A 2,257-nucleotide genomic window follows, 5' to 3' on the forward strand; every position below is an offset into this window, starting at 1 on the left:
CGCGGCGGTGGGCGGCGTGCTGATCGGTCTCACGATCGGCAAGCTCAATCCGTATATCGGCTTCATTGCGGGCATCAAGGCGTTCACCGCTGCAGTGCTCGGCGGCATCGGCAGCATTCCGGGCGCGATGCTCGGCGGCGTGCTGCTCGGTCTCGCCGAAACCTTCGCTGCGGGCTACATGCCCGCGGAGTACAAGGACGTCGTGGCCTTCGGCCTGCTCGTACTCGTGCTGCTCTTCCGTCCCACCGGCCTGCTCGGCAAGCCGGACGTCGAAAAGGTCTGAGGTCGATATGAGCCAAACTGTTTCGGTTCGCGCGGCCACCAATAGCGCACACGGCCAATCCTCGTCGCAAACGGTGAAGGGCGCACTTGCCGCCGCCGTGGCGACCATCATTCTCACGGCGCCCATTCTCGGGCTGCAGCTCACGCTCGATGGCTATCAGGTCGTGCTGCAGCAGCATTGGCGCCCGGTATGGATCGCGGCCGCCGTGGTGTTCGTGTTCCAGCTCGTCAAGCCGATGTTTGTGCGCGCAACGAGTGGCGTGCGTTTGCCCAAGGCGCCGGCGCTCGGCGCGCGCCAGCAGCGCGTGGCGATCTGGGTGCTGCTCGCGTTCGGCGCGGTGTTCCCGTTCATGGGTTCGCGCGGCTCGATCGACGTCGCAACGCTCGCGCTCATCTACGTGATTCTCGGCCTGGGCCTGAATATCGTGGTGGGCTTCGCAGGTCTGCTCGATCTGGGCTACGTCGGCTTCTACGCGGTGGGCGGCTATACGTATGCGCTGCTCAACCAGTACTTCGGCTTCACGTTCTGGGAGTGTCTGCCGCTCGCGGCGCTCGCTGCCGCCACGTTCGGCTTCGTGCTCGGCTTCCCGGTGCTGCGTCTGCGCGGCGACTATCTCGCCATCGTCACGCTCGGCTTCGGCGAGATCATCCGCCTCCTGCTCAATAACCTCACAAGCATCACGGGCGGCCCGGACGGCATCTCCAGCATTCCCAAGCCCACCGTGTTCGGCTTCGAAATGGCCCGCCGCGCTAGCGTGGAAGGCGCGAAGACGTTCAACGAGCTGATCGGCATCGAGTACAGCGGCGAGCACATGGTGATCTTCCTGTACCTGCTCGCGCTCGTGCTGGTGGCGTTCACGCTGTTCGTCACGAGCCGCCTGTTGCGCATGCCGATGGGCCGCGCCTGGGAAGCACTGCGCGAAGACGAGATCGCATGCCGCTCGCTCGGTCTGAACCCCACGCGCATCAAGCTCTCGGCGTTCACGCTGGGCGCATCGTTCGCGGGTCTCGCGGGCGCGTTCTTCGCGGCGCGCCAGGGGCTCGTCACGCCCGAGTCGTTCACGTTCATCGAGTCGGCGCTGATTCTCGCCGTGGTGGTGCTGGGCGGCATGGGCTCGCAACTGGGCGTGGTGCTCGCGGCGATCCTGCTCACCGCGCTGCCCGAAGTGGCGCGCGGCTTTGCCGAGTACCGCATGCTGATCTTCGGTCTGGTGATGGTGCTGATGATGATGTGGCGTCCGCAGGGCCTGTTGCCCGCGAGCCGTCCGCACGTGGAGTTGCCGCAATGAGCGCACAAGCGTTGTTGAAAGTAGCGGGCCTGCAGATGCGCTTCGGCGGTCTGCTGGCCGTGGACGGCATCGACTTCGACGTGCGTCCGAACGAGGTATTCGCGATCATAGGGCCGAACGGCGCGGGCAAGACCACGGTGTTCAACTGCGTGGGCGGCTTCTACAAGCCGACCGCGGGCGACATCGTGCTGGAAGGCCACGCCATCACCGGCCAGCCGAGCCACCAGGTCGCGCGCCGCGGCCTCGTGCGCACGTTCCAGAATATCCGCCTCTTCAAGCAGTTGACGGTGCTGGAAAACCTGATGGTTGCACAGCACCTGAAGGTGAACCGCAACATGTTGAGCGGCCTGTTCGCGACGCCCGCGTATCGCCGCGCCGAGCGTGCGGCGCTCGAGCGCGCTGCGTACTGGCTCGAACGCGTGGGCCTGAAGCAGGTGGCGAACCGCGAGGCGGGCACGCTTTCGTATGGCCATCAGCGCCGGCTCGAAATCGCGCGCTGCATGATCACCGACCCGCGTCTGTTGATGCTCGACGAACCCGCGGCCGGTTTGAATCCGCAGGAGAAGGTCGAACTGCAGCAGATGGTGGACGGCTTGCGTAACGAGTTCGGAATCTCCGTACTCCTGATCGAACACGACATGAGCCTCGTGATGGGCGTGTCGGACCGCATTCTCGTGATGGAACAC

At 65.3% G+C, this 2,257-nt stretch carries 3 protein-coding genes; all 3 read left to right on the forward strand.

The annotated features are described in order from the left end of the window. Positions 1-283, forward strand: a 283-nt coding sequence (locus U5A58_RS40285; RefSeq protein ID WP_415774369.1) for an ABC transporter permease subunit, incomplete at its 5' end; no start/stop codon positions are given. A gap of 7 nt (positions 284-290) precedes the next feature. After that, entirely contained in the window at positions 291-1,571 is a 1,281-nt protein-coding gene (locus U5A58_RS40290; protein WP_321965441.1) for a high-affinity branched-chain amino acid ABC transporter permease LivM, read from the forward strand. Next, positions 1,568-2,257: high-affinity branched-chain amino acid ABC transporter ATP-binding protein LivG (gene livG / locus U5A58_RS40295; protein WP_321965442.1), on the forward strand; the 690-nt coding region annotated here is incomplete at its 3' end. The genes U5A58_RS40290 and livG, both read left to right, overlap by 4 nt.

The organism is Paraburkholderia sp. J7, assembly GCF_905220155.1.
Lineage (GTDB): Bacteria > Pseudomonadota > Gammaproteobacteria > Burkholderiales > Burkholderiaceae > Paraburkholderia.